Origin of the sequence: Paraburkholderia sp. NMBU_R16, from assembly GCF_013282575.1 — a bacterium.
Taxonomy (GTDB): domain Bacteria; phylum Pseudomonadota; class Gammaproteobacteria; order Burkholderiales; family Burkholderiaceae; genus Trinickia.
Window position 1 is genome coordinate 1 of the sequence record NZ_JAAAYE010000429.1, and the last position, 253, is coordinate 253.

At 60.9% G+C, this 253-nt stretch carries 1 protein-coding gene; it reads right to left on the reverse strand.

Features of this window, described 5'->3' with window-relative positions; translation table 11 throughout:
• Positions 1-117 precede the first annotated feature (117 nt).
• Entirely contained in the window at positions 118-252 is a 135-nt protein-coding gene (tnpB, locus tag GWC77_RS30480; RefSeq protein ID WP_367949139.1) for an IS66 family insertion sequence element accessory protein TnpB, read from the reverse strand.
• Position 253: the final 1 nt, after the last annotated feature.

The following is a 253-nucleotide window of genomic DNA, read 5'->3' on the forward strand; positions in this document are numbered from 1 at the left end:
TGGCTCCAATACGCCGATCATCGAGTGGCCCGATTGTGCCGATCATGCACTGGCTCGATTACGGCGATCATCCGGTGGCTCGATTACGCCGATCCCGGAATGGCTCGAATATGCCGGTCAGTGACAACGATTGATGAACGCGAACAAATGGCCCGCCAGCGGATCGACCGGCATGCCGTGGCGCGCAATCGCGTACAGGCCATCGAACGAGCGTCGCATGTCGACCGGCGCACCGTACAGGAACACACGCACC